Here is a 24,978-nt window from a genome sequence, read left to right on the forward strand (position 1 = left end):
GGCGGTGGCCGCGGTCCGAGTGCGGTCATCCGGGCCGGCGGGCCGGCCGGCCGGGGGCGGGTCGGCGGGGCGGCCGGCCGGGGGGCGGTGGACGTCAGAACGAGCCGGTGCGGACCTCGCCGGCCGGGAGCCAGGCGGTGTACACCGCGCCGCCCGCGGTCGCGCGGGTCTCGACGGCGCGCAGCGTCCGCGCGGGCGTCCCCTCGGCGAAGATCCGCTTGCCGCGGCCCAGCACGACGGGGTACGTGAACAGGCGGTACTCGTCGACCAGGTCGTGGATGTGCTGGAGGAGCCGGCTGCTGCCCTGGATGAGGATGTCGCCCCCGTCGCCCTCCTTCAGCCCGGCGACGACGTCGTGGGCCTCACCGCGCAGGACCGTGGTGTTCTCCCACGCGGCCTCCGTGAGCGTCCGGGAGACCACGTACTTGGGCATCCGCCCCAGCGATGCGGCGAACTCGTCGCCGGCCTCGGCCTGGCCGGGCCAGTACCCGGCGAAGATGTCGTACGTCCGCCGGCCCAGGAGCAGTGCGGAGGACGAGCGGAAGTAGTCGCCGACGATGGCGCCGAGCTCGTCGTCGGCGAACGGGACCTGCCACCCGCCGAACGGGAAGTCGTCCTCGGTGTCCTCCTGCGGGCCGCCCGGTCCCTGCATGACCCCGTCCAGGGTCACGAACCCGGCCATGACGAGCGTGCGCACGGTCTCCTCCTTCTCGAGGCGGGAGCGCCCACCGACCTGGCGGGCGCCCTACGGTCAGCGGCCGCCGCCCCGCACCTGGTGCACGGCCACCCAGCCCTCGGGCACGTACTGGTCCGAGGGGATGATGCGCTTGCCGAACGGCACGACCGTGACCGGCAGCATCTTGAGGTTCGCCAGGGCCAGCGGGATCCCGACGATCGTCACGGCCTGCGCGGCGGCGGTCGTGATGTGCCCGATCGCCAGCCACACCCCGGCGACGACGAACCACACGACGTTCGCCACCGCCGACCCCGCTCCGGCGCCCGGCTTGGCCACCACCATGCGGCCGAACGGCCACAGGGCGTACGAGGCCATCCGGAAGGAGGCCACCCCGAAGGGGATGGTGACGATGAACAGGCACGCGACGACCCCGAAGACGACGTAGCCGAGGGCGAGCCACAGACCGCCGAAGAGGAGCCAGATGACGTTGAGCAGAGCGGACATGCCTACGAGGTTGCCACACCGGCCCGCCGGGCGGGAGGTGCCGGATCGTCAGCGCGCGGCCCCGACGGTGGCCCGGGTGGCGGCGGTGAGGTGGGTGGGCACGGGGTCGTAGTGGTCGTGCACCGCCCGGTAGGTGCCGCGGCCTCCGGTGAGGGCCCGCAGGTCGATGGCGTAGCGGCGCAGCTCGGCGGTGGGCACGTGGGCCTCGATGACGCCCTCGCCGTCGGCGCCGGTGCCGGTGTCCACCACGCGGCCGCGCCGGCCGGCCAGGTCGGCCAGGACGTCGCCCTGGGTGGCGACCGGGACCGTGACGGTGACGGCGGAGACCGGCTCGAGCACGAGCGAGCCGGCCTGCTGCAGCGCCTGGGCGACGCCGAGGCCGGCGGCGGTCCGGAACGCCATGTCGGAGGAGTCGACCGAGTGGTACTTGCCGTCGACGCACTCGACCCGCAGGTCGGTCAGGCGGTGCCCGTTCGGCCCGCCCGCGAGGAGGGCGTCCTGCACCCCGTGCTCGACGGCGGGCAGGTAGTTGCGCGGGATCGCGCCGCCGACGATGGAGTCGACGAAGACCAGGCCCGTGCCGCGCTCGGCGGGGGAGACCACCAGGCGCACCACGGCGAACTGGCCGTGCCCGCCGGACTGCTTCTTGAGCTTGCCCTCGACCTCGACCGGGCCCGCGATGGTCTCGCGGTAGGCGACCTTGACGTCCTCGGTCTCGACCCGCACGCCGAACTTGCGCTCGAGACGCTCGAGCGCGACCGCCAGGTGGGTGTCCCCGACCGCGGTGAGCAGGGTCTGCCCCGACTCCTCGTCCTGGGTCACGGTCAGCGCCGGGTCCTCGGCGGCCAGGCGGCGCAGGGCGTCGGTGAGCTTGTCGTCGTCGGACTGGGTCAGCGGCCGCACCCCCAGGGTGTAGCCCGCCTCGGGGGTGGGCCGGGACGGCAGGGCCACCGGTCGGCCGGGTCGGGCCAGGAGGGTACGGGTGGGGGAGTCGCCGAGCTTGGCGACGGCGGCGAGGTCGCCGGCCACGACCGAGCGGACGTCCAGATGCTCACGCCCCCGCAGGGTGAACAGGCCGTGGAGCCGCTCGTCCGCACCGGTGGAGGTGTTGGTGAGGCGCTCGTCGCCGCGCACGGTCCCCGAGAGGACCTTGAGGAGGGAGATCTGTCCGACGAACTGGTCGGCGACGGTGCGGAAGACGTGGACGAGGGCCTCCCTGCCGGGGTCGGCCGGCACCGCGGTGGCCTCGCCGCCGACGAGGACCTCGGTGGGGTGCATGTCCGGCGAGGGACCGATCTCGCAGATGAAGTCCCCGAGCCGGTCCACCCCGGCGCCGGTGGTGGCCGAGCCGACGAGGACCGGGAAGATCGCCGAGGCCGCGACCGCCCGGCGCAGGGTGCGCTCGACGTCCCCGGGGGCCGGCTCGTCCCCGGCGAGGTAGCGCTCGAGCTGGTCGTCGTCGCCGCTGACGACCTCCTCCACGAGCTCCTCGTGGCGGATCCGCTCGATCTCCTCGACGTCGGCGGGCACCGGCGCGGTGGTCTCGTGCCACTCGGCGTCGTAGAGGTGGGCGATGTCGAAGAGCACGTCGGCGACGCCGCGGAAGTCCTGCTGCTCCCCGATGGGGAGCTCGAGGGGGAACAGGCGCTCGCCCAGGCGGGCGCGCAGGTCGGCCAGGACCGACTCGAAGTCCGCGCTGGGCTTGTCCTCCTTGGTCACGAAGATCATCCGGGCCAGACCGAGCTCCTGGCAGCGGGCCCACACCCGCTCGTCGCCGGCCTGGACACCCTCCACGGCGGAGACGACGACGACGGCGAGGTCGGCCACCTCGAGCGCGGTGTCGACCACCTGGGTGAAGTCGTCGTGGCCCGGGGTGTCGAGGAGGTTGATCTTGCAGGTCTCGCCGTTCGCGGTCGTCCACGGCACCGCCGCCAGGGCGAGCGAGAGCGTCTGGTGGCGCCGGGTCTCCTCGGGGTCGGCGTCGAGCAGCGAGGTGCCGTCGTCCACGCGGCCCAGGCGAGCCGTCGCACCGGCACGGAAGAGCAACGCCTCGGCGAGGGAGGTCTTGCCGCTGCCCGCGTGGCCGACCAGGACCACGTTGCGGATGGCTGAGGTGACGACGTCGTCCATGCTCACTCCCGGCTCTGGGTCTGTGGCTGCGATCGTAGCGCCGAGGGGGCCGGGGGTATGTGACGAAGATCCCACTTCGTGCTGCAGCGGCCGGTGTACGCCCGGCGCGGGGTGCCCCGGGAGGGCGCGCCGGGCGTGTCCGGTTTCGGGGCGGACCGTCCGGCGTTGCACAGTGGTCCCCGGCCGGCCGCGTCCGCGGGCGCCGCAGGAGGGGTGGACGTGGCAGGGACCTGGTCGACGCAGACGGAGCTGGGTGCGGCGCACGCGCTCACCGCGCGGCAGGTGGGCACCCACCTCGCCGCCCTGGGCCTCAAGGAGGGCACCCGGGCGAGCGAGTCGGCGGTGGCGCAGGGGCTGGCGCGGGACGCGAGGCTGCGCGACGGCACGGTCTTCTTCGTCTGGCACACCGAACGGGTGACCGCCCTCCTCGCCGGGCAGGGCGTCATGCCCGCCGTGCCGACGGCGCCGACGACGTCGGCACCGAGCTCGACGCCGTCCGCCGCCGCGTCGCGGCGGCACGACAAGGTGGTGGCCACCGACGGCTCGGCACTGGGCAACCCGGGCCCGACGGGGTGGGCCTGGGTGGACCAGACCACGGGGGAGACCGGCTCGGGCGGGCTGGCCCACGGCACCAACAACATCGGCGAGCTGCTCGCGCTGCGCGAGGCGCTGCACCACGCCGGGCCCGAGGGCGACCTGCTCGTCCGCGCGGACTCGCAGTACGTCATCAACATCGCCACGAGGTGGGCGGTCGGCTGGCGGCGGCGCGGCTGGCGCAAGGGCGACGGCAAGGTCCCGGAGAACCTCGAGATCGTCCAGGACATCCTCGCCGCCCTGGAGGCCCGCGCGGGGCGGACGGACTTCGAGTGGGTGCGCGGCCACGCCGGCGACGAGCACAACGAGCGTGCCGACGCCCTCGCCAACGCCGCCGCGCGGGCCGCCCGCGGGTAGTCGTGCTCTCGCCGCCCGCGGGCGGCGAGCTTGCGCTGCCCCGAGCTCGCTCAGTCCTCCCAGGAGGGCACACCGGCCAGGGCCGGCATCACCTCGTGCTCGAAGAGCTCGATGCTCTCGGTGGTGTAGGCCGCGTCCGGGAAGTAGAAGATCCCGTAGGTCATGCCGGCCTCGCGCAGCGCCAGCAGCTTCTCCACGATCTGCTCGGGGGTGCCGAACGCCGGCAGGTCCCGGAAGCCCGCGAGCTGCCGCTCGAGGTCGTCGGCGCCCAGGTGGGGCGCGAGCCGGGCCGCCAGCTCGTCGAGCTTGGCCGCCACGTCCGCCTCGGTGCGGCCGATCGTGACGTTGTAGTTCGCGGAGCGGACGATCTGGTCGAAGTCCGTGCCCTGGGCGGCGCAGTGCTCGGCGAGGATCTCGCTCTTGCGGGTGAAGCCCTCCAGGGTCCCGTCGAAGTTGGTGTACCGCGCGTGCTGGGCGGCGATGCGCAGCGTGACCTTCTCCCCGCCGCCGGCGATCCACAGCGGGATCCCGCCGGGCTGGACGGGCAGGGGGTAGCACAGGGCGCCGTCGACGTCGTAGTGCTTGCCGTGGAGGGTGGCCGAGCCCGTGCGCCAGGCCTGCTCGAAGATCTGCACACCCTCGTCCAGCCGCGCCAGCCGCTCGCCGGCGGACGGGAAGCCGTAGCCGTAGGCACGCCACTCGTGCTCGTACCACCCCGCGCCGATGCCCATCTCCAGGCGGCCCCCGCTGATGTGGTCGACCGTCGCGGCGACCTTGGCCAGGTACATGGGGTTGCGGTAGCTCATGCAGCTGCACATCTGCCCGATCCGGACCCGGTCGGTCACGGCGCCGAGGCCCGCCATGAGGGCCCAGGCCTCGTGCGTCGCCTCCTCGCTGGGCACCGGGGTGGTGTGGAAGTGGTCGTACACCCACACCGACTCCCACAGGCCGCCGTCGTCGGCGCGCCTGGCGAGGGAGGACATGACGTTCCAGTGCTGCGACTCGTCGATCCCGACGAGGTCGAAGCGCCAGCCCTGGGGGATGAACATCCCGAACCGCATGTGATCAGCCATGACGCCAACCCTAGAGGGGGGCCTCGTGCCTCGCGCGCGAGCGGGCGGCGAGCCACCGGCGCACCGCCAGGATCGCCAGGACGAGGACCACGACCGCCAGCACCGTCACGAGGACGGGGACGAGCACGGCCACGAGCACCAGGCCGACCGACGACACGTCCTCGACGGTGGAGGCGACCGGCGCGCCGACACCGGCAGTCGCGGTGTTGACCACCGGGCGGGACAGGGACTTCGCGGTGTGGGTCGTCAGCGCCAGCAGCACGCCCAGCACGATCGGCACCCACTGCCAGTCCTGCAGCAGGGTCGAGGGGTCGGGCACGGCCTGGGTCTGCGACGCGGAGCCCGCCGCGAAGACGATGCCACCGGCGGTGGGCCGCACCGCCGTCTGGATGACGTCGTTCACCGAGTCGACGGCGGGGATCTTGTCGGCGACGACCTCGACGACGAGAAGGATGCCCAGCACCACCAGCGCCGGGGTGGACTCGAGCCACGACCACCCCGCCGGGAGGGCGAGCAGGTCGGAGAAGCGTGAGAGCAGCCCGAGGGCGATGAGCGGCACGTAGGCGTTGAGGCCGGCGGCCATCGCCATCCCGGACCCGGTCATGAGCTCGAGCACGTCGTCAGCGTCCCACGACCGCGACGACGCCGCCGGGTGGGCGGGGTCACGGAACGGTCTCGTCCCGGTCCGGCGGCGTCGTCCCGGCCCGGGGCGTCGGGGCGGCTGCGTAGGCTGGGCGGGTGAGCAGCCAGGCCCCCCGGGAGCGGACGCGGACCGCCGCCCCGAGCGAGAGGGTCTGGACCGTGCCCAACGCGATCTCGGGCGTGCGGCTGCTCCTCGTGCCGGTCTTCGCGGTGCTGATCTTCACCGGCCGCGACGTCGCGGCGATCGTCGTCCTCGTCGTCGCCGGAGCCAGCGACTGGCTCGACGGCGTCATCGCCCGCCGGTTCGACCAGACCAGCCGTGTGGGCCAGCTCCTCGACCCCGCCGCGGACCGGCTCTACATCTTCGTCACCCTCATCGGCCTCGGGTGGCGCGAGGTCGTGCCGTGGTGGCTCGTGATCGTCATCGCCGCCCGCGACGTGTTCCTCGCGGGGATGATCCCCACGCTGAGCCGCCACGGGTACGGGCCGCTGCCGGTCCACCTCGCGGGCAAGGCGGGCACCTTCGCCCTCATGTACTCCTTCCCCCTCCTCCTCCTCGCGGGCAGCCCCGGCACGCTCGGTGACGTCGCCAGCACGGTCGGGTGGGCGTCGGCGCTGTGGGGCGTGGGCCTGTACTGGTTCGCGGCGCTGCTCTACCTCGAGCAGGTGGTGCGCATCGTGCGTGAGGACCGGGTCGCGTGAACGCACCCACCCACCGCACCGATCCGGCGCCGCACCGGGCGCAGCCGGCCGCGCACCGGACGGAGCCGGCCGCACACCGCACGGCGGTATCACCCCCGCCGCCGCGCCGCCCCGACGAGTCGATGTCACTCCTGCGCGAGCTGCTCGACGACCCCCTCGACGCGGGCTACCGCACCGCTCCGCGCAGCGCGGCGCCCGGACCGGGCCGCCCGCTCACGTGGCGCCAGATCCTCGTGGTCGTCGCGGCGTTCGTCATCGGCGCCGGCGCCGTGTGGTCGGCCCGCGAGCTGCGTGCCCCCGACGGCACGGTGACCGCCCGGACCGTGCTGCTCGACCAGATCGTCGAGCGCCGAGCGGTCGGCGACGAGCTGCAGGCCGCCAACGAGAGCCGGCAGATCGAGATCGAGGAGCTGCGCGCCGCGGCGCTCGAGGGCGCCGACCAGGAGCTGCTCGAGCAGCTCGCCGTGCTGGGGGTGGCGTCCGGGATGTCCCGGGTGTCCGGACCGGGGATCGTCGTCGAGCTCACCGACTCCGAGGCGGCGCAGGCGGGCGAGGCCGGTTCGGAGGAGGAACGGGTCAAGGACATCGACCTGCAGGTCCTCGTCAACGGGCTCTGGGCCGCGGGCGCGGAGGCGATCGCCGTCGACGGCCAGCGGCTCAGCTCGACGAGCGCGATCCGCGCGGCGGGGCAGACGATCCTCGTCAACCTCGCACCCGTGGCCTCGCCGTACACGGTGGAGGTCATCGGCGACCCGGTGGAGCTGCAGACCCGGCTCGCGCGCACCGTGGCCGGGGCCCACCTCGGTGTGCTCCGCTCGAGCTTCGGGATCCGCTCGGAGATCACGGTCGCCGAGGAGCTCGTCCTCTCCGCGCCGACCCTGTCGGAGCTGAGGTACGCCGAGCCGTTCGGCGGTGAGGCCACCGCGGCCTCCGAGGTCGGGGCACAATCACCGGGGGCGCCGACGCAGGGACGCCCGGGTCCCACCGATGGAGAGGGAGACTGAGTGCTAGCGCTGATCGGACTGGTCGTGGGGGTCGTGGCCGGGGTGCTCATGGACCCCACCGTGCCCCTGTGGCTCCAGCCCTACCTGCCCATCGCGCTCGTCGCCGCCCTCGACGCCCTCTTCGGGGCGCTGCGCGCCGGCCTGGACGGCATCTTCAACGACCGGGTCTTCGTGGTCTCGTTCGTCTTCAACGTGCTCGTGGCCGGGTTCATCGTCTTCCTCGGCGACCAGCTCGGCGTCGGGGCGCAGCTGACGACCGCCGTCGTGGTGGTCCTCGGGATCCGGATCTTCTCCAACGCCGCGGCGATCCGCCGTCACGTCTTCAAGGCATGAGCACGACCAGGCACGGGGAGGACGGCCCGGACCGGACGGCCGCGGTCCGGGCGGGCTCCGTCGACGGCGCCGAGCCGGCGGCCGGCCGTGCCGGTGACCAGGCCTCACCCACGCGGGCGGGGGAGCGCGGCGTCAGGGCGCTGCTGGTGCCCCGGTGGAGCGCGACGCACGTCGTCGGGGCCCTGCTGTGCGTCGCGCTCGGCTTCGCGGTGGTCGCCCAGGTGAGCCAGACCCAGGACGACGTCCTCACGGGGATGCGTCAGGACGACCTCGTCCGGCTGCTCGACGACCTCAACCAGCGCAACGTCGAGCTCACCGACGAGCAGGAGGAGCTGCGCCAGGACCTCGCGGAGCTGCGCTCGAGCACGAGCTCGCGCCAGGCGGCCCAGGAGGCCGCCGAGGAGCAGGCCCGGGTGCAGGGTGTGCTGGCCGGCACCCTGCCGGTGCGCGGGCCCGGGGTGGTGCTGACGATCCGCGACCCCGAGGACGGCGTCCGCGCGCAGCACCTCGTGACGATCCTCGAGGAGATGCGCAACGCCGGCGTGGAGGCCGTGGAGCTCTCCGGGCAGCGGCTGACCGCCAGCAGCTGGATCCTCGACGGCGGGGACGGCATCGTCGTCGACGGCGTCGCCCTCGCGCAGCCCTGGACGTGGACGGCGATCGGGGACCCCGACGTCGTCTCGGTCGCCCTGGGGATCCCCGGTGGCGCGCTCGCCACGGTGCGGGCGGCGGGGGCGACCGTCGTGCTGCGCGAGGTCGAGGAGGTCGAGATCACCGCCGTGCGCACGCTCGACGAGCCCGAGTTCGCCGAACCGGCCGCGCCGACGGGGTGAGCGGTGGTCACAGGCCGGTCACGGACCTCTAGAGTGGGGGAGGAGACAGCGGGCGAGCGCCCAGGACCACCAGGAGGCAGGTACATGACCAGCACCCCGGAGCAGCCCGGCCGTGAGCCCGCGGACCGCCCGGACGTGACGACGACCGCCCGGTTCGGAGCCGTGGGCCACGAGCCCGAGACCGAGCTGCTGAGCCGCGGGCTCAACCCCGACGACGCCGCGGCGGTCGAGGCGCTCCCGCCGGCCTCCGCGCTGCTCATCGTCCAGCGGGGCCCGAACGCCGGCGCCCGGTTCCTCCTCGACGCCGAGCGCACCACGGCGGGGCGGCACCCGAGCTCGGACATCTTCCTCGACGACGTCACCGTCTCGCGCAAGCACGCCGAGTTCATCGCCGTCGACGGCGGGTTCGTCGTGCGTGACGTCGGCAGCCTCAACGGCACGTACGTCAACCGCGAGCGGATCGACACCGCGACCCTGCGGGCGGGCGACGAGGTCCAGATCGGCAAGTACCGACTCACCTACCACCCCAGCCCCCAGCGCGGCGACGGCGCAGACGCCCGGTGAGCCCGGCCGCAGGACCCGCCGCGGCCGCCGGGCCGCGCCGGGAGGACCACCAGGGTGCGCCGGCGGGGGAGCAGACCTGGCCCCAGGGCGTCTCCCACGAGGCGACGATGAGCATCGGGGCGGTGCTCGCCGTCCTGCAGCCCGAGTTCCCGGCGGTGACGGTCTCCAAGCTCCGCTTCCTCGAGGAGCAGGGGCTGGTGACCCCGCGGCGCACCGGGTCGGGGTACCGCAAGTACTCCCGTGCCGACGTCGAGCGGCTGCGCTACGCCCTGACGGCGCAGCGCGACTCCTACCTGCCGCTGCGGGTCATCCGGGACCAGCTCGCCGACCTCGACGCCGGGCGCAGCGCCGAGCACCCGTCCCACGCCCGGGTCGTCACCCGCGACGGCGAGCTCGTGGCCCCGCCGGCCGGGGCCCGGGTCGGTGCCGCGGAGATCTGCGAGCTCACCGGGGCGAGCGAGGCCGAGGTCGAGGAGATGGCCTCGGCGGGCCTCATCATCGCCGACACCCGGGGCCGGTTCCCGGGACGCTCGGTCCAGGTGGTCCAGGCGGCCCTGTCCCTCGCGCGGCACGGCATCAGCCCCCGCCACCTGCGCTCGGTCCGCACCGCGGCCGAGCGCGAGGCCGACCTCATCGACCAGGTGGTCGCGCCCCTGCGTGCGCAGCGTTCCGGAGCGGCCCGCGAGCGGGGTGCGGCGCAGGCCGCCGAGCTCGCCGAGCTCTACGCCACCCTGCACGCCGAGCTCGTGCGCGCGGCGGTCGACCAGCTCGGCTGAGCGGGTCATTCGCTGCGCGCCGGGTCGCGGGCCGTCGTACCGTTGGCCGCATGCGCGAGATGGTGGTGCTCGGCGTGCGGGTGAGCGTCCCGGGGAACGAGGTCGTCGTCGTCCTGGGCGAGCCCGGCGGGACCGTGGTGCTGCCCATCGTCATCGGTCCGCGTGAGGGCGCGGCCATCGCCTCGGCGCAGGCCGGACTGGTCCCGCCGCGGCCCCTGACCCACGACCTCCTCGTCTCGATCCTGCAGACCCTGGGCGCCACGGTGGTGGAGGTGCGGGTGACGCGGGTGGTCGACGGCATCTTCCACGCCGAGCTCGTCCTCTCGGCGGGGCAGGTGGTCGACGCTCGTCCCTCGGACGCCATCGCCGTGGCCCTGCGGGTCCACTGCCCGGTGCTGTGCGAGGACGACCTCCTCGAGGTGGCGGGCGTGCCGGTCGCCGACGCCGGGCTGGAGACGGCCGAGGACCAGGGCGAGATGGCCAGCGAGATGGAGGAGTTCCGCGCCTTCCTCGCCGAGGTCGAGCCGGAGGACTTCGGCCGGCCGGCCGGTGAGGGCGGACCGGAGGGCGCTCCCGGGCCGGGCGACGCTCCGGGGGCGGGCGACGCTCCCGGGCCAGGGACCACGGGAGACGACTCGGCCGGCCCCGACCCGGAGGCCGGACCGTCGCGCGGACCAGGAGCGGGATGACCGCCCCGGGCACCAAAGCTCAACGTTTGGTCGAGAGTCAGACTCGCCCGGCCGACACGCCTGCCGCGGCGCGCGGCCAGCCTCGTTGACCAGTCCCCTCCCCGGTCATAGCGTGTGTCCATCGGCAAGTGAGGCACAGCGGTACCCTCGAGATGCGAGCGTCACCCGGGGCCGCGGACGAACGGAGATCCCTGTGAGCGGCACTGATGCGACAGCCGGCGCCGTCCCCGGCGTCCCCCAGCGCGCCCAGGGCATGCTCTTCGGGGACACCCTGCCCGACCTGGACCAGGACACGGGCTACCGCGGTCCGACCGCGTGCCGCGCTGCCGGCATCACCTACCGCCAGCTCGACTACTGGGCCCGGACCGGGCTGGTCGAGCCGAGCATCCGTGGCGCCAAGGGTTCGGGCAGCCAGCGCCTGTACAGCTTCCGCGACATCCTCGTGCTCAAGGTCGTCAAGCGGCTGCTCGACACCGGGGTCTCCCTCCAGCAGATCCGGTCCGCCATCACCGCGCTCAAGGAGCGCGGGGTGGAGGACCTCGCGCAGATCACCCTCATGAGCGACGGCGCCTCGGTCTACGAGTGCACCTCCGCCGACGAGGTCATCGACCTCGTCCAGGGCGGGCAGGGCGTCTTCGGCATCGCGGTCGGCCGCGTGTGGCGGGAGGTCGAGGGTGACCTCGCCCAGCTGCCCACGGAGCGCGCCCACGACGATGAGGCCCCCGACGTCGAGGACGAGCTGGCCCGCCGCCGCGCTGCCCGCAACGCGGTCTGAGCGCTGCCGCGCCCCCCCGGGGCCGCCGGTCGGCCCTGCGGTAAGTTGTCCCGCGTGCCGCACCCCCGCAGCCTCCTGAGCCTCCTCGACCTCCAGCGCATCGACCTCGAACGTCTCTGGCTCGCCTCCGCGGGGTGGAAGGACCAGCGTTCACGGCGCCGCTCGCGGTTCGCCGACCGGCGGGTCGCCACGATCTTCGACGGCCCGGCCTTCCGGACGCGGCTCGCCTTCGACAGCGCCATCGACGCCGTCGGTGCCCACCGCGTGGACCTGCCGGTCGTGCTCGGCGAGCGCGAACCGATCCAGGACACCGCCGCCATCCTGTCCGGGGCGGTGGACGCCGTCGTCGTGCGCTCGGCGTCCCACGCCGCGCTCAGCGCGCTCGCCGAGGCGTGCGAGGTCCCGGTCGTGAACGCGATGAGCGATGCGGGGCACCCCGTGGAGGTCTTCTCCGAGGCGTTCAGCGTGCTCGAGCGACGCGGCCCCCTCGACGACGTCGTCCTGACGTTCGTCGGCGAGGCCACGAACATGCTGCGCTCGTGGGCCGAGCTGACGGTGCCCTTCGCCATCGAGGTCCGCCAGCTCTGCCCGCCCGGGCACAGCCTGGAGCAGGACCTGCGCGAGGACCTCGCCGCCCGCGGCCAGCGGGGGAGCGTCCGCGTCCTGCACGACGTCGAGGAGGCAGTCACCGGCGCCCACGTCGTCTACACCGACGCCTGGCCTGCGGCGGCACGCTCGGTCGGCCGGCGTCGGCTCTCGTTCGAGCCGTACCGCGTCACCACCGAGATGCTCGACATCGCCGGCCCGCAGGCCCTGCTCATGCACGCGATGCCCGTGCGGCGCGGGGACGAGGTCACCGCGGAGGCCTTCGCCGACCCCCGCTCCATCACGCTCGCCGCCAAGCGCAACCTCTCCGCCACGCACGCGGCGATCGTCGAGCGGGCCCTGGAGGGCTGAGCGCCCGATGTCAGACCCCTCTGACAGGCTTCGCACAGAGGTTCGAACTCTCGGTTCGGCCCCGCGAGCCAGGGGAGTGGGACATGACTGTCGACGACGGGATCGGCACGCTCGAGATCGAGCTGGCGGAGCTTGCGCAGGGCCTCACCGAGCCAGGTCCGGGGGAGTGCCTGCAGTGCTTCACCAACCGGATGCTCGTGGAGTTCGGGTGCGACTGCTCGCTGCGGTGGGCACGCCGCTGGCGTGAGGTCCGGGCGCCGCGGGCGTACCGGCTCCTCGAGCGTCTGGGGCGGCGCGGCGCCTACTGCGACTGCGAGATCTTCCTCAACGGCTGGGACGTCACGGTCGAGCCCGTCGTGGATCCCGCGACCGGTGACTCGCGGTGGCCCGAGGAGGTCGACGGCTGCCGGGGCGTCCGCACGGGTTCGACCCGGCCGTGCAGCCTGTGGGCGGAACGTCGGCGGTGAGGGGTCCCGGGCGGTCGCCACAGGTGTGCGCGGCGGCCGCGGGCCGTCACCGCGGGCAACCGGCCGGCGGGGGCTCAGGCCCGCTCGAGGGCGCGGAGCCGCGCGGCCTGGCGGGTGAGGTGCTCGCGCTCGGCGAGACTGGGCGTCAGCCGAGCCGCCTCGGCGTAGAGCCGTGCCGCTCCCGCCAGGTCGCCGTCGTGCTCGTGGAGGTACGCACGGACGGCGGTGTGCCGGGGCAGGGCGGGGTCGAGTCCCTCGAGGGCCGCCAGTCCTGCTCGTGCGCCGTCGGCCTCACCGACCGCGACCGCCCGGTTGAGGCGGGCCACCGGGCTGGCGGTGAGTCGCACCAGCTCGTCGTACCACTGGACGATCTGCACCCAGTCCGTCTCCGCCACGGATGCTGCGTCGGCGTGGAGCGCGGCGATGGCGGCCTGTGCCTGGAACTCGCCCAGCCGGTCGCGGGCGAGCGCGGCCTGCAGCACGCCGACACCCTCGGCGATCATCGCGGTGTCCCAGCTGCTCCGGTCCTGCTCCCGCAGCGCGACGAGAGTGCCGTCGGGGCCGGTCCGTGCCGGCCGACGCGCGTGGTGGAGCAGCATGAGGGCGAGGAGGCCCGCCACCTCTTCGTCCTCGGTCATCGCGGCGAGCCGACGGGTGAGTCGGATGGCCTCGGCCTCGAGGTCGATGTCGCCCGAGTAGCCCTCGTTGAAGACGAGGTAGAGCACGCGCAGCACGGTGCCGAGGTCGCCTGGCCGGTCGAACCGGACATCCGCGACCGTCCGTTTGGCTCTGCAGATCCGCTGAGCCATGGTCGCCTCGGGGACGAGGTAGGCCCGGGCGATCTGACGTGTCGTGAGGCCGCCGACGGCCCGGAGCGTGAGCGCCACGGCCGAGGTGGGGGAGAGGGAGGGGTGGGCGCAGAGGAAGTACAGCCAGAGCGTGTCGTCCGTCCCCGTGGCCGGTCCGGGCGCGGGCTCGGCGTCGACCCTGACCTCGCGGCGACGTCGGGAGGCCTCGGCGCGCACCTCGTCGAGGAGCTTGCGCCAGGCGACGGTGACGAGCCAGGCCTTCGGGTCCCGCGGCGGGGCGGCCGGCCACACCCGCAGGGCCTCGAGCAGAGCCTCCTGGACCGCGTCCTCGGCGGCCGCGAAGCTCGCTCCGCGGCCGCCGAGGATCCCGATGACGGCAGGTGTCAGGCTCCGCAGCAGGGCCTCGTCCACCGACGGTGACTCCGTGACGGTCGGCGGCGCCGTGAGGAACGGGCGCAGCTCGAGCTACTCGTGGATCGGCCTGCCGCCGGCGCCCGGCGCCGCGGACAGCTCGCCGGCGAGCTCGAGAGCGCGCTCGTAGCTGTCGACGTCGATGACCATCCACCCGGCGATGAGGTCCTTCGTCTCCGCGAACGGGCCGTCGGTGACGGGTGGCCGCCCCTCGCCGTCGTAGCGGACGAAGGTGCCCTCGGGGGAGAGGGCCTGAGCGTCGACGAACTCTCCGGCGTCCTCGAGCCGGTCGGCGAAGTCGCGCATGTACTGCATGTGGGCCGAGATCTCCTCCGGTGTCCAGCGGTCCATCGGCACGTCGTTCACCGCCGCCGGGGCGCCGCGGTAGTGCTTGAGCAGCAGGTACTTGGCCATGGTCTCTCCTCGGTTCGGTACGGCCCATTGTGGCCGTGCTCACCCCGGGGACGGAGCCGAGGATGCGTTCTCGACATCGCCCGGTGGGCGTTCCGGCTCGGGGCGGCGCCGGTGCGGCCCACGGGTATCGTGCGGCACGAGAACGGCTTCCGGGCAGGTGCGGGTTGCGTCCGCCCGGGAGGGACGGCTCCGCCGGGGTGGCACGGTGGCGGGCGCCGTCGACGGACAGAGCGCGGGGGTGCTGGATGGCGAACGGACCCGACTTCTCAGGTGCCCAGGATCCCGGCCCGTTCTACCACGGCACGAAGGCCGACCTGGAGCCGGGGGACGTGCTGGAGCCCGGCTACAGCTCCAACTACGGCGGTCGACGACGGTCGAGCTTCATCTACCTGACCGCGACCCTCGATGCGGCCACCTGGGGAGCGGAGCTCGCGGTGGGCGAGGGGAGGGGCAGGATCTACCGTGTGGTGCCCACCGGCCCGATCGAGGACGACCCCAACCTGACGGACAAGAGGTTCCCCGGGAACCCGACGCGGTCGTACCGCACCCGGCAGCCGCTGCGCGTGGTCGGCGAGGTCACGGACTGGGCCGGGCATGCGCCCGAGGTCCTCCAGCGCATGCGGGAGCACCTGGAGGAGCTGGAGCGGCTCGGGGTCGAGGCGATCGACTGAGCGGCCCGACACGCCGAGCGTGGTCCGTGCTGGAGGGTGGGGTGATCCGTATCGTCGATGGCCGGTGCTCATGGGGGAGCGCCACACCGAGTAGGCGACGGGGCCGGGCGCAGACCGGCACCACGACGGAGGCGGGCGGACATGACAACGACCACCACCGAACAGGCGGCGCTCACCTATGCCGAGGCCGCGTACCTGATGTGGCTGGAGTGGGAGGAGCGGCGCCAGCGCGACGGTGCGCCGCCGATGATGCCGTGGGACAGGATGTCGGAGCCCTTCCGACGACTGCTGGTCCTCGGGCGCTACGGCAACCGGGTGTCCGACTGACGTCAGGTCCGGGTCTCCGGTCGCCCCGGTCCGAGCTCGACACGCCGGTGCGTCGGCAGGCGCAGGCAAGAGCGGCAGGTCCGACCGCCCAACTGCCGGCGCTGCGGGCGGGTCAGGCATATTCTCCCCGTCCATGGACATGCTGAGGGGCGACCAGATCGCCGAGGCCGGGCTGAGCGACTGGCGCAAGCTCGCGCAGGGCCTGCACGCCCGCTACCTGGTCGACGACTTCGGCACCAGCGCCCGGTTCGTCGCCGCGGTGAGCGAGGCGGGGGACGCGCTCGCACACCACCCGAGCGTCTCGATCGGCAGAGGCTACGTCGACCTCAGGCTGATCAGCGCCGACGCCGTCTACCGTGACGGCGAGGGCACCGAGCACCTCGTCGAGTGGGTGACCCAGCGAGACGTCGACCTCGCGCGCCGGATCACCGAGATCGCTGCCGACCAGAGGATCGCTGCCGACCCGGCCTCGGTCAGCCACATCGAGCTCGGCCTCGACACGGCGCGCTCCGCGACCATCGCCCCGGTGTGGGCCGCCCTGCTGACCGGCAGCGCCGAGGCCCAGGGCCGCGGGTCTCCCAGCGACGAGATCCGCGACGCCACGGGACGGGTCCCGAACCTGTGGTTCGGGGACGCGGACGAGCACGAGACGCCACGGCAGCGGTTCCACCTCGAGGTCTATGTGGCGCCCGAGGTGGCCGAGCGACGGATCTCCGCCGCCGTCGCCGCGGGCGGGACCGTCGTCGACGACAGCAACGCGCCCTCGCTCACCGTGATCGCCGACCAGGACGGCAACACGGGAGTCGTGTGCGTCGACGTCTCGGCCGCGACGAGGGCCTGAGGAGGCCACCGTCCCGTCGTCACCGACCGGGAAGTGGGTCGCTGACGGGGAAGTGGGGCGGTCTGCGGGCATCGGTGCATCTGAGACCCGGCACCAATCCGCTATCTGACATAACGTCCATTATCGGATGTCGGTGACCGAGCGACAGAGGGCACTGCTGGGGTCCGCACGAGGTTGGGTCGATAGCATCGGCCGGATGACCGCACCGACGCTGTACATCCACCTCCCGGGCACCGCACGTGAGGCGCTGACCTTCTACGGGGACGTCTTCGGCTGCGACGTCCGGCTCCACACCTTCGAGGAGTTCGGCAGGACCGACGGTCCGGCCGACGCCGTCGCGCACGGCTACCTCGCGGACGGGCCGGTCGTCCTCTTCGCCGCTGACGCCGCCGGCGACCAGCCCCCGCTGAGGTGTGACGGGATGATGCTGTCCCTGCTCGGGACCTCGTCCCCGTCGGTCCTGCGCAGCTGGTTCTCCAGGCTCGCGGCGGGCGGCCGGGTCGTGGACGACCTGCAGCCTCGGCCCTGGGGCGCGACGGACGGCCAGGTCGTCGACCGGTACGGTCTCCACTGGCTGGTCGGCTTCGAGGGCGACGACGACCGTCACGCGCAGGGCGAGCCCGATGAGTGACGTCTGGCCGGTCGTCCACGCCGAGCGCGCGGCGTTGATCAGCGACCTGCACCCGCTCTCGGCGCAGCAGTGGGCCACCCCGTCGCTGTGCCCGGGCTGGGACGTCCACGACGTCCTGGCGCACCTCGTCAACGACGCCCGGACGACCCGCCTGGGATTCGTGCGCGACCTGATCGCCGCCGGCCTCGACTTCGACAAGGTCAACGCCCGCGGTGTCGCCCGGGCGCGGTCCGAGGACCCCGGCTGCACGCTGGCGGATTTTCGGACGGTGAGCGGACGTACCACGAGTGCGCCGGCGCCGCCGGCCACCCGGCTCGTGGAGGCGTTCGTCCACGGGGAGGACATCCGCCGCCCGCTGGGCATCCGTCGCCACTACCCACCGGTCCACGTGGCCGACGCGCTGCGCTACCAGGCGAGAACCAGTGTCCGGGTCGGCGGCGGCAAGGAACGGGCCGAGCGGCTGCGGATGGTGGCCACCGATACGGACCTCCGCCTCGGCGCGGGCGACGAGGTGCACGGGACGGCCATCGCCCTGCTCCTGGCGGTCTCCGGCCGGCCGGTGGGTCCGCACGAGCTCACCGGTCCAGGTGCTGACGCCCTGACGAGGTAGCGCGTGGGTACGTGCGCGTGACATGCCTCGCCGGCTCACCGGCTCAGTGGTGCAGCGGCTCCGCGGCGGCGCCGTCCGTGGCCGGGTCCTCGAGGGGCGCGCCACCGAGGGCCTGCTCCTGCCAGTGCTCGGCCCGCCAGCGTCCCGGCCGGCCGGACAGGACGAGCGCACCGGTGTTCGACACCGCGTTCTGCGCCGCGAAGTCGACGGTGACGTTGTGGCAGCGCGCAGCGGCCCAGGCGCGGATCATGGCGCCGTGGCTGAAGAGGGCCGCGACCCCGACGCCCGTGCCGGCGACCTCCTCGACGACCTCGTCGAACCGGCCCAGGACGGCGGCGGCGTCCTCGTCGGTCCCGGGCATGCGTGCGTGCGGTGCGCCGTCGGCCCACCCGAGGACGATCGACAGGTAGGTCTGGACGGACTGCTCGTCGCCGGCCATCTCCAGGTCGCCCGCGGTGATCTCCCGCAGCCCGCGACGGACCTGGACGTCGAGCCCGAGCGCACGTGCCAGCGGGTCGGCCGTCTGCTGGGTCCGCACGAGCGTGGAGGCGTAGATGGCCTCGATGCCGATCGGTCCGAGCGTGTTCGGCAGTGCGAGCGCCTGCTGCCGGCCGAGGTCGGTGAGATCCGGGCCGGGCTCGGCGGTGTCGAGCAGGTGGTCGACGTTGGACGGTGTCTGCCCGTGCCGGACGAGAACGAGGCGCATGGTTCCGAGTATCCCCCGTGGGTCACCTCCGGCGCGCCGCCACGGAGCTGACCAATCTCCCGAACCGCCGGGCACAGGCGCGCCGGCGACGGGCCGCTACCGGGACCGGTCCGCGCCGACGTACGCGGCGAGGTGCTCCCCCGTGAGGGTGGAGCGACCTGCGACGAGGTCCGCCGGTGTGCCCTCGAAGACCACACGGCCGCCGTCGTGCCCGGCGCCGGGCCCGAGGTCGACGATCCAGTCCGCGTGCGCCATGACCGCCTGGTGGTGCTCGATGACGATGACCGACCGTCCCGAGTCGACCAACCGGTCCAGGAGCCCGAGCAGCTGTTCGACGTCGGCGAGGTGCAGGCCCGTGGTGGGCTCGTCGAGGACGTAGATCTCCCCCTTCTCCCCCATCTGGCTGGCGAGCTTGAGCCGCTGCCGCTCGCCGCCCGACAGCGTTGTCAGCTGCTGCCCGAGGCTGAGGTAGCCCAGTCCGACGTCGGCGAGCCGGCCGAGGACCCTGTGGGCGGCGGGCGTGCGCGCGTCGCCGTCCGCGAAGAAGTCCTCGGCCTCCGTCACCGACATCGCGAGGACCTCGGCGATGTTCTTCCCGCCCAGCGTGTACTCCAGCACCGCCGCCTGGAACCGTCTGCCCTCGCACTCCTCGCAGGTGGACTCGACCGTGGCCATGACGCCCAGGTCGGTGTAGATGACGCCGGCGCCGTTGCAGGTGGGGCAGGCCCCCTCCGAGTTGGAGCTGAACAGCGCGGGCTTGACGCCGTTGGCCTTGGCGAACGCCTTGCGGATGGGGTCGAGCAGCCCGGTGTACGTCGCGGGGTTGCTCCGGCGGGAGCCGCGGATCGCACCCTGGTCGATGACCACCACGCCGTCACGGCCGGTGACCGAGCCGCTGATGAGCGAGCTCTTGCCGGACCCGGCGACGCCGGTGAGCACGCACAGCACCCCGAGCGGGAGGTCGACGTCGACGTCCTTGAGGTTGTGCGTGGCCGCCCCGCGCACCTCGAGCGTGCCCGCGGCCGTCCGCACCGAGTCCTTGAGCCGCGCCCGGTCGTCGAGGTGGTGACCGGTGACGGTGTCGCTCCCCCGCAGCCCCTCCACGGTGCCCTCGAAGCAGACGGTGCCGCCGTGCGTGCCGGCGCCCGGACCGAGGTCGACGACGTGGTCCGCGATCGCGATCGTCTCGGGCTTGTGCTCGACGACGAGGACCGTGTTGCCCTTGTCCCGCAGCTGGAGCAGGAGGGTGTTCATCCGTTGGATGTCGTGGGGGTGCAGGCCGATGGTGGGCTCGTCGAAGACGTAGGTGACGTCGGTGAGCGAGGAACCGAGGTGGCGGATCATCTTGGTGCGCTGGGCCTCTCCCCCGGACAGGGTGCCCGCGGGCCGGTCGAGCGAGAGGTAACCCAGCCCGATCTCGGCGAACGAGTCCAGGAGGTGCCGCAGGCCCGTGAGCAGCGGGGCCACCGAGGGCTCGTCGAGCTCGCGGACCCAGCCGGCCAGGTCGCTGATCTGCATCGCGCAGAGCTCGGCGATGTTCTTCCCCCGGATCCTCGACGAGCGGGCCTCCGCGCTCAGCCGCGTGCCGTCGCACTCCGGGCACGTGGTGAACGTGATCGCGCGGTCCACGAAGGCGCGGATGTGCGGCTGCATCGCCTCCGGGTCCTTGGACAGCATCGACTTCTGGATCTTGGGGATGAGGCCCTCGTAGGTGAGGTTGATCCCCTCGACCTTGATCTTCTCGGGCTCGGCGTAGAGCAGCTTGTGCAGCTCCTTCTTCGTGAACGTCCCGACCGGCTTGTCCATCGGCAGGCCGGCCCCGGCGAAGATCCGCCCGTACCAGCCGTCCATGCTGTAGCCGGGCACGGTCAGGGCGCCCTCGCTGAGCGACCTGGTCCCGTCGTAGAGCGCGGTGAGGTCGAAGTCCGTGACCGAGCCCATCCCCTCGCAGCGCGGGCACATGCCGCCCAGGCGGGTGAACGTCGCCTTCTCGGCCTTGGTCCGCTCCCCCCGCTCGACGGTGATCGCCCCGCTGGCCCGCACCGTCGGGATGTTGAAGGAGAAGGCGTTGGGCGAGCCGATGTGCGGCCTCCCGAGCCGGCTGAAGAGGATCCGGAGCAGGGCGTTGGCGTCCGTGGCGGTGCCCACGGTCGAGCGCGGGTTGGCCCCCATCCGTTCCTGGTCGACGATGATCGCCGTCGTGAGCCCCTCGAGCCGGTCGACGTCGGGCCGCGCGAGGGTGGGCATGAAGCCCTGGACGAAGGCCGAGTAGGTCTCGTTGATCATCCGCTGGGACTCCGCGGCGATGGTGTCGAACACCAGGGAGCTCTTGCCCGAGCCGGACACGCCGGTGAAGACCGTGAGCCGGCGCTTGGGGATCTCGACGTGGATGTCCTTGAGGTTGTTCTCCCGCGCGCCCTCCACGCGGATGAGGTCGTGGGTGTCGGCGACGTGCGTCTCGCGCACCCCGTCGGTCCTCGTGGCCGTGCTCATGGCTCTCCGTCCGGTCTGGGGGTCGTTCGGTCCGTCAGCGCCGCTCCTGGATGCGGATGAGGTTGCCCGAGGGGTCGCGGATCGCGCAGTCACGCACACCGTACGGCTGCTCGGTCGGCTCCTGGACGACCTCGACGTCGTCGGCCACGACCCGCCCGAAGGTGCCGTCGAGGTCGCGCGTGGCCAGGTTCACCCCGAAGAAGCTGCCCTTGGCCATCAGCTCGGAGATGGTGCGGCGCTCGTCGTCGGTCAGCCCCGGCGTCGCGGCGGGCGGGTGCAGGACGATCGAGGTGTCGGGCTGGCCCGCGGGACCGACGGTGATCCACCGCATCCCCTTGTACCCGACGTCGCCGCGGACCTCGAAGCCGAGGACGTCGCGGTAGAAGGCCAGAGAGGCGTCGGGGTCGGTGTGCGGGAGGAAGCTCTGGTGAATGGTGAGGTCCATGTCGCTCACCGTAGGCGCGGCCCGGCCGAGGACGCTTCTCGATTCCTGACCGGTCGGGTGACCGCCTTGGCGACGCACGGCGCCATCCCGGTCGTCGCCGGGCCCGCCTCACGGCGGTAGACGCTGGGCGGCACCCCGACCAGCTCGGCGAACCGGGTGCTGAACGTCCCCAGGGAGGAGCAGCCCACGGCGAAGCAGACCTCCGTGACGCTGAGGTCGCCGCGGCGCAGCAGGGCCATCGCGCGCTCGATGCGCCGGGTCATGAGGTAGGCGTAGGGCGACTCGCCGTAGGCCCTGCGGAACTGCCGGCTCAGGTGCCCGGCGGACATGTTCGCGCCGCGGGCGAGCGCCTCGACGTCGAGGGGCTGCGCGTACTCGCGGTCGATCCGGTCGCGGACCCGGCGGAGCAGGGCGAGGTCGCGCAGCTGCGCAGCGTCGCGCTGCTGCGCGAGCTCGCGTGACCGTGCGGCGTCAGCCCGGGTGCTCACCCGGACGATCGTGCCACGTCCTGGCGGGCCTCATCCAGGGGCGGCGCGGGCGTCGTCACGCCACGGTGCCGTCCGCGGTGGTGGGGACCGCGATCCAGGTGGACCGGGCCCGACCCACCAGTCTCCCGTCCTCGCCGTAGAGGGTCGTGGCGGTGAACGACTTGCGGCCCTCGGTCGCGAGGAGCTGGCCCATGACGACGCAGCGCTCGCCCGGCCGGGTGGTGCCCGGGACCTCGGCGGTGATCCGCCCCAGCACCATGGGGCGGCCCTCGATCGGCGCCGCCCAGCCGCCGGGGCAGTCCAGGGCGGCCCACGCGAGCTCGGGCCGGCCGGCCAGGTCCGGCGCGACGGCCCACACGCAGGCGGTCCGGCCGTGGTCGATGCGCCCCGGTCGCAGGCCCATGGCGTCCTCCCCGCGCGCCGTCCCGCACACGAAGCACTCCGGGAAGGGGTGACGCCGGAGCCCCGCGTAGGTGCGTGAGGCCTCCGCGGCCTCCTCGGGGCCGACCGGGGGGACCGTGACGAGATCGGCAGCCGGGGCCCGCGTCGCCTCGGCCACGAGGTCGTCGCCCAGGCGGAGGGTCACGCCGTGTGGGGTCACGCCGTCGTTGGCGGCGTCGGGCTCGACCACCATGGGGGTCTCGAGCGGCGGCGGGAGCCTCAACGTGACCGTGACGGCACCCACGCCGGCGCCGAGGTGGGCGGCGAGCACACCCGCGGTGTACCCGCCGTTGCCGGACGTCGTCGGGCCACGGAACCGGTGCGGCACGAGCAGTGTCACGCTGTGCACGCTAGCGCCGTCGTGCTCGCGCCCGTGGCGCCACGCGGGGCGAGCGCACCGGTGCCCCCCGAACCACGGGATGTCTACGCTGCAGCATGGCTCGCTACGCGATCGACGCCCCGACCCTGCTGCACCTGGTGGACGCCGGTCGGCCCGTGCACCCCGGCCACCAGGTCGTCGCGCCCAGGTCGATCCACTCGGCGGCGCTGGAGCTGCTGCTGGGCGAGGTGCGGCGCGGCGCACGCACCGAGAAGGAGGCCCTGGAGCGCCACGAGCGGATGACGGAGCTGAGGATGCGGCTGCTCGGTGACCGGGTGTCGCGTCGTATGGCGTGGCAGATCGCGCGGGAGCACGGCTGGGACGGCCTCCGCGACGCCGAGTACCTCGCGATCGCCCGGCTCCAGGCGGACGCCCTGGTCACCGTCGATCCGGACCTGGCAGCCCGGGCCGCGACGATCACACCGGTGGCCCCGGTCCAGGCCCTGTTCACCGCGTGACCGTACCGCCGGCGCGGCCGCTCAGGAGGGCGGCGCGATGACGTCCCAGAGGTTGCCGTACAGGTCGCGCAGGATGACGACCCGGCCGTGCGGCTCGTCCCGCGGTGTCTCCGTCGCCTCGGCGCCCGCCTCGAGGGCGGAGGCCAGGGTGGCGTCGAAGTCCTCGACGTGGAGGAAGAACCCGACGCCGCCGCCGAGCTGGTCGCCGACCCGGGCGAGCTGCTCCGGCGTGCGGGCCAGGGCCAGCCGGAGGCCCGCGCCGCGTGCCGGTGCACCGACCACCACCCACCGCTTGCCCCCGCCCTGCGCGGTGTCCTCCAGGAGGCTCAGCCCGAAGGCCCGGGTGTAGAAGGCGATCGCCTCGTCGTAGTCGCGCACCAGCACGGTCACCATCGGCACGTGCGTCATGAGGTCGTGTCCTTCCTGTGCGCCAGCGGGAGCCAGGCGAGGACGTCCTGGATGCGGGCGTCCCAGTACGCCCAGTCGTGCCGACCCGGACCCGCGGACCACGTCAGGGGGACGTCCGCGGCCCGTGCGGCGGCGACGAACCTCTCGTTGCCGGGGAGGAGCTCGTCCTCCGTCCCGCACACCGCCCACAGCCGCGGCACCGTGGCGGTGTCGACGTCGGCGAGCCGGGCGACGAGGTCGTGGCGGGTCCCGGCGACCGGCCCCGGCCCGAACACGGGCTCGAGATCGGGACGGGCGGACCGCAGGCCCGCGAGGTCGAGGACGCCCGAGAGGCTCGCGGCGGCGGCGAACCGCTCGGGCCGGTCCAGCGCCCAGCGGAACGCGCCGTAGCCGCCCATCGACAGCCCGGCGACGAAGGTGTCCTCACGACGGTCCGAGACGCGGACGAACCGCTGGACCAGCGCGGGCAGCTCGTCCTGGACGAACTCGCCGTACCGGGAGCCGTGGTGCTCGTCGACGTAGAAGCTGCGGCCCACCTGGGGCATGACGACGGCGAGGCCGAGCTCGGTGGCGTAGCGCTCGATCGAGGTGCGCCGGACCCACGTGGTCGCGTCGTCGCTCATGCCGTGCAGGAGGTACAGGACCGGCGGCTCGGCATCGGTGGCCGTGCCGGTCAGGCCGATCTGGGCCGACGTCGGCTGGGGCAGGATGATCGACATCGACGTCCCCACCCCGAGGACGTCGGAGAAGAAGTCGCAGCGCAGGAGGGCCAAGGCCGTTACCGCCCGGACGTCCCGAGCAGGCGCCAGGCGCCCGGCAGGAGCAGCGCGGCCGCAGCGGCCTTGACGACGTCACCCACGAGGAAGGGCAGGACGCCCAGCACGAGGGCGCGCTCGAGGGAGATGTCGGCGAAACCCATGAGCCACGGCACGCCGGCGGCGTAGACGAGGGCGGTCGCGGCGATCGCGGCGGCCACCATGCGGCCGGCGGAGCGGTCCGCCCCCCGCCGGGCGAGCGCTCCCGCGAGCAGCGCCGCAGGCAGGTAGCCCAGCGCGTAGCCGAAGGAGGCCGCGGCCCAGCCGGAGCCGCCCCCGGCGAGGACCGGGGCGCCCGCCAGGGCGGCGAGCAGGAAGAGCGACATCGCGGCCCCGGCGCGCGCCGGTCCGAGCGCGGAGCCCACGAGGAGCACCGCGAAGGTCCCCAGGGTCAGCGGGACGGGCGTGAAGGGCAGCGGGACGGCGATCTGGCCGACGACGGCGACCAGGGCCGCCCCGCCGACGACCAGGGCGACGTCGCGGGCGCGGGAGGCAGGCAGGGCGTCGGCGAGGACGGCGGTGGTGGCGGACATGCGTGACTCCCGGGGGCTGGAC

At 73.7% G+C, this 24,978-nt stretch carries 32 protein-coding genes; 17 read left to right on the plus strand and 15 right to left on the minus strand.

Annotated features, from left to right (window positions below; genetic code table 11):
• Positions 1–94: 94 nt before the first annotated feature.
• Genes AAEM63_RS08385 through AAEM63_RS08395 form a run of 3 tightly spaced genes read right to left on the minus strand, consistent with a single transcriptional unit; the run spans position 95 to position 3,310 of the window.
• Positions 95–697, minus strand: coding sequence for a dihydrofolate reductase family protein (locus AAEM63_RS08385; protein ID WP_341361085.1), 603 nt, complete (start codon positions 695–697; stop codon positions 95–97).
• 54 nt (positions 698–751) lie between these two features.
• On the minus strand, positions 752–1,180 hold the full coding sequence (locus AAEM63_RS08390) for a YccF domain-containing protein (protein WP_341361086.1): 429 nt from the start codon (positions 1,178–1,180) through the stop codon (positions 752–754).
• A gap of 48 nt (positions 1,181–1,228) precedes the next feature.
• Complete coding sequence (locus AAEM63_RS08395; protein WP_341361087.1) at positions 1,229–3,310, minus strand: elongation factor G; 2,082 nt, start codon at positions 3,308–3,310, stop codon at positions 1,229–1,231.
• A gap of 219 nt (positions 3,311–3,529) precedes the next feature.
• Here AAEM63_RS08395 and AAEM63_RS08400 point away from each other — a divergent pair, with 219 nt between their 5' ends.
• Complete coding sequence (locus AAEM63_RS08400) at positions 3,530–4,261, plus strand: ribonuclease H (RefSeq protein WP_341361088.1); 732 nt, start codon at positions 3,530–3,532, stop codon at positions 4,259–4,261.
• A gap of 50 nt (positions 4,262–4,311) precedes the next feature.
• Here AAEM63_RS08400 and AAEM63_RS08405 read toward each other — a convergent pair whose 3' ends face one another.
• On the minus strand, positions 4,312–5,322 hold the full coding sequence (locus AAEM63_RS08405; RefSeq protein ID WP_341361339.1) for an LLM class F420-dependent oxidoreductase: 1,011 nt from the start codon (positions 5,320–5,322) through the stop codon (positions 4,312–4,314).
• A gap of 22 nt (positions 5,323–5,344) precedes the next feature.
• Positions 5,345–5,950 carry a DUF4126 domain-containing protein gene (locus AAEM63_RS08410; RefSeq protein ID WP_341361089.1) on the minus strand — a complete coding sequence of 202 codons (606 nt, stop codon included), beginning with the start codon at positions 5,948–5,950 and terminating at the stop codon, positions 5,345–5,347.
• Positions 5,951–6,072: 122 nt separating this feature from the next.
• Here AAEM63_RS08410 and AAEM63_RS08415 point away from each other — a divergent pair, with 122 nt between their 5' ends.
• From AAEM63_RS08415 to AAEM63_RS08460, 10 genes are all read left to right on the plus strand, one after another.
• Positions 6,073–6,678, plus strand: a complete 606-nt coding sequence (locus AAEM63_RS08415; RefSeq protein ID WP_341361090.1) for a CDP-alcohol phosphatidyltransferase family protein — start codon at positions 6,073–6,075, stop codon at positions 6,676–6,678.
• A 122-nt stretch (positions 6,679–6,800) separates the two neighbouring features.
• On the plus strand, positions 6,801–7,682 hold the full coding sequence (locus AAEM63_RS08420; protein WP_341361091.1) for a DUF881 domain-containing protein: 882 nt from the start codon (positions 6,801–6,803) through the stop codon (positions 7,680–7,682).
• Entirely contained in the window at positions 7,683–8,015 is a 333-nt protein-coding gene (locus AAEM63_RS08425) for a small basic family protein (protein WP_123918587.1), read from the plus strand.
• Positions 8,012–8,848: a DUF881 domain-containing protein gene (locus AAEM63_RS08430; RefSeq protein WP_341361092.1), complete on the plus strand. Its 837-nt coding sequence runs from the start codon at positions 8,012–8,014 to the stop codon at positions 8,846–8,848. The genes AAEM63_RS08425 and AAEM63_RS08430 overlap by 4 nt, the downstream gene beginning before the upstream one ends.
• 84 nt (positions 8,849–8,932) lie before the next feature.
• Positions 8,933–9,412 (plus strand): FHA domain-containing protein, encoded by a 480-nt coding sequence (locus AAEM63_RS08435; RefSeq protein WP_341361093.1) that lies wholly within the window; start codon positions 8,933–8,935, stop codon positions 9,410–9,412.
• Positions 9,409–10,188: a MerR family transcriptional regulator gene (locus AAEM63_RS08440; RefSeq protein ID WP_341361094.1), complete on the plus strand. Its 780-nt coding sequence runs from the start codon at positions 9,409–9,411 to the stop codon at positions 10,186–10,188. The genes AAEM63_RS08435 and AAEM63_RS08440 overlap by 4 nt, the downstream gene beginning before the upstream one ends.
• A 50-nt stretch (positions 10,189–10,238) precedes the next feature.
• Positions 10,239–10,877 carry a bifunctional nuclease family protein gene (locus AAEM63_RS08445; RefSeq protein ID WP_341361095.1) on the plus strand — a complete coding sequence of 213 codons (639 nt, stop codon included), beginning with the start codon at positions 10,239–10,241 and terminating at the stop codon, positions 10,875–10,877.
• A 253-nt stretch (positions 10,878–11,130) separates the two neighbouring features.
• A complete protein-coding gene (locus AAEM63_RS08450; RefSeq protein ID WP_341361340.1) occupies positions 11,131–11,652 on the plus strand; it encodes a MerR family transcriptional regulator in 522 nt (173 codons plus the stop codon).
• A gap of 54 nt (positions 11,653–11,706) precedes the next feature.
• Positions 11,707–12,609, plus strand: a complete 903-nt coding sequence (locus tag AAEM63_RS08455) for a hypothetical protein (protein ID WP_341361096.1) — start codon at positions 11,707–11,709, stop codon at positions 12,607–12,609.
• Between the two features lie 83 nt (positions 12,610–12,692).
• Complete coding sequence (locus AAEM63_RS08460) at positions 12,693–13,076, plus strand: DUF2695 domain-containing protein (RefSeq protein ID WP_341361097.1); 384 nt, start codon at positions 12,693–12,695, stop codon at positions 13,074–13,076.
• A 74-nt stretch (positions 13,077–13,150) separates the two neighbouring features.
• On the opposite strand, the gene AAEM63_RS08465 is transcribed toward AAEM63_RS08460, so the two are convergent.
• Positions 13,151–14,296 carry a DUF6596 domain-containing protein gene (locus AAEM63_RS08465; RefSeq protein ID WP_341361098.1) on the minus strand — a complete coding sequence of 382 codons (1,146 nt, stop codon included), beginning with the start codon at positions 14,294–14,296 and terminating at the stop codon, positions 13,151–13,153.
• A 54-nt stretch (positions 14,297–14,350) separates the two neighbouring features.
• Positions 14,351–14,710: a YciI family protein gene (locus AAEM63_RS08470; RefSeq protein WP_341361099.1), complete on the minus strand. Its 360-nt coding sequence runs from the start codon at positions 14,708–14,710 to the stop codon at positions 14,351–14,353.
• Between the two features lie 245 nt (positions 14,711–14,955).
• On the opposite strand from AAEM63_RS08470, the gene arr reads away from it, so the two are divergent.
• The 5 genes from arr to AAEM63_RS08495 all read left to right on the plus strand — a co-directional run bounded on the left by arr (position 14,956) and on the right by AAEM63_RS08495 (position 17,790).
• Positions 14,956–15,381, plus strand: coding sequence for an NAD(+)--rifampin ADP-ribosyltransferase (gene arr, locus AAEM63_RS08475; RefSeq protein ID WP_341361100.1), 426 nt, complete (start codon positions 14,956–14,958; stop codon positions 15,379–15,381).
• Between the two features lie 141 nt (positions 15,382–15,522).
• Positions 15,523–15,708, plus strand: coding sequence for a hypothetical protein (locus AAEM63_RS08480; RefSeq protein ID WP_341361101.1), 186 nt, complete (start codon positions 15,523–15,525; stop codon positions 15,706–15,708).
• 133 nt (positions 15,709–15,841) lie between these two features.
• The gene (locus tag AAEM63_RS08485) at positions 15,842–16,549 is read left to right on the plus strand and encodes a VOC family protein (protein WP_341361102.1); all 708 of its coding nucleotides are present in this window, start codon (positions 15,842–15,844) and stop codon (positions 16,547–16,549) included.
• A gap of 196 nt (positions 16,550–16,745) precedes the next feature.
• Complete coding sequence (locus AAEM63_RS08490; RefSeq protein ID WP_341361103.1) at positions 16,746–17,180, plus strand: VOC family protein; 435 nt, start codon at positions 16,746–16,748, stop codon at positions 17,178–17,180.
• Positions 17,173–17,790, plus strand: a complete 618-nt coding sequence (locus tag AAEM63_RS08495; protein WP_341361104.1) for a maleylpyruvate isomerase family mycothiol-dependent enzyme — start codon at positions 17,173–17,175, stop codon at positions 17,788–17,790. Before AAEM63_RS08490 ends, AAEM63_RS08495 begins: the two co-directional genes overlap by 8 nt.
• A 43-nt stretch (positions 17,791–17,833) precedes the next feature.
• Here the strand turns inward: AAEM63_RS08495 and AAEM63_RS08500 are convergent, their stop codons facing one another.
• From AAEM63_RS08500 to AAEM63_RS08520, 5 genes are all read right to left on the minus strand, one after another.
• Positions 17,834–18,496 (minus strand): histidine phosphatase family protein, encoded by a 663-nt coding sequence (locus AAEM63_RS08500; RefSeq protein WP_341361105.1) that lies wholly within the window; start codon positions 18,494–18,496, stop codon positions 17,834–17,836.
• A 96-nt stretch (positions 18,497–18,592) separates the two neighbouring features.
• Positions 18,593–20,989 (minus strand): excinuclease ABC subunit UvrA, encoded by a 2,397-nt coding sequence (locus AAEM63_RS08505; protein ID WP_341361106.1) that lies wholly within the window; start codon positions 20,987–20,989, stop codon positions 18,593–18,595.
• A gap of 34 nt (positions 20,990–21,023) precedes the next feature.
• Complete coding sequence (locus tag AAEM63_RS08510) at positions 21,024–21,434, minus strand: VOC family protein (RefSeq protein WP_341361107.1); 411 nt, start codon at positions 21,432–21,434, stop codon at positions 21,024–21,026.
• 5 nt (positions 21,435–21,439) lie between these two features.
• Complete coding sequence (locus AAEM63_RS08515) at positions 21,440–21,859, minus strand: helix-turn-helix transcriptional regulator (protein WP_341361341.1); 420 nt, start codon at positions 21,857–21,859, stop codon at positions 21,440–21,442.
• A gap of 118 nt (positions 21,860–21,977) precedes the next feature.
• Complete coding sequence (locus AAEM63_RS08520; RefSeq protein WP_341361108.1) at positions 21,978–22,703, minus strand: hypothetical protein; 726 nt, start codon at positions 22,701–22,703, stop codon at positions 21,978–21,980.
• Positions 22,704–22,798: 95 nt separating this feature from the next.
• Here AAEM63_RS08520 and AAEM63_RS08525 point away from each other — a divergent pair, with 95 nt between their 5' ends.
• On the plus strand, positions 22,799–23,200 hold the full coding sequence (locus AAEM63_RS08525) for a hypothetical protein (protein WP_341361109.1): 402 nt from the start codon (positions 22,799–22,801) through the stop codon (positions 23,198–23,200).
• A gap of 21 nt (positions 23,201–23,221) precedes the next feature.
• Here the strand turns inward: AAEM63_RS08525 and AAEM63_RS08530 are convergent, their stop codons facing one another.
• Genes AAEM63_RS08530 through AAEM63_RS08540 form a run of 3 tightly spaced genes read right to left on the minus strand, consistent with a single transcriptional unit; the run spans position 23,222 to position 24,956 of the window.
• A complete protein-coding gene (locus tag AAEM63_RS08530) occupies positions 23,222–23,608 on the minus strand; it encodes a VOC family protein (RefSeq protein ID WP_341361110.1) in 387 nt (128 codons plus the stop codon).
• A complete protein-coding gene (locus tag AAEM63_RS08535) occupies positions 23,605–24,381 on the minus strand; it encodes an alpha/beta hydrolase family protein (protein ID WP_341361111.1) in 777 nt (258 codons plus the stop codon). The genes AAEM63_RS08530 and AAEM63_RS08535 overlap by 4 nt, the downstream gene beginning before the upstream one ends.
• 5 nt (positions 24,382–24,386) lie before the next feature.
• Positions 24,387–24,956 (minus strand): biotin transporter BioY, encoded by a 570-nt coding sequence (locus tag AAEM63_RS08540; RefSeq protein WP_341361112.1) that lies wholly within the window; start codon positions 24,954–24,956, stop codon positions 24,387–24,389.
• Positions 24,957–24,978 lie beyond the last annotated feature (22 nt).

It is taken from the genome of Georgenia sp. M64 (assembly GCF_038049925.1).
Taxonomy (GTDB): domain Bacteria; phylum Actinomycetota; class Actinomycetes; order Actinomycetales; family Actinomycetaceae; genus Georgenia.